Source organism: Corynebacterium sp. UMB8791, from assembly GCF_054166365.1.
In genome coordinates this window covers 1-335 of sequence record NZ_JBSZCG010000046.1, presented here as the reverse complement: position 1 = coordinate 335, position 335 = coordinate 1, and the positions used below count along the sequence as shown (strand labels likewise).

Annotated in this window: 1 protein-coding gene; it reads left to right on the top strand. The window is 45.7% G+C overall.

The window, feature by feature from the left end; translation table 11 throughout:
- Positions 1 to 335: DUF4867 family protein (locus tag ACXIUA_RS01250; RefSeq protein WP_457975926.1), on the top strand; the 335-nt coding region annotated here is incomplete at both ends.

Genomic DNA, 335 nt, shown 5'->3' with positions numbered 1-335 from the left:
GTCGTGATGGTGATCGGTAAACGCGGGCAAATGCATGATGGTCAATTTAACGCGGAAAAGGACGCTAAGCTATTCTTCGTCCCTGCTGGTACTGTTGTTGAATTCTTCAGTGACACTTTGCATTACAGTCCCTGTGAGGCTCATGCAATCGGATTTAAATTTATTGTCATATTAATTCGCGGTAGCAATCAACCGTTACCAGTCGGCTATCACACCGACAACCCATTGATTGTTAAGCAAAACAAGTTCCAAGTCGTTCATGCCAGCCGCACCGACAAGATCAATCAAGGCATCAAAGTCGGCGTTACTGGCAAGCTAGTCACTGTCAATCACCT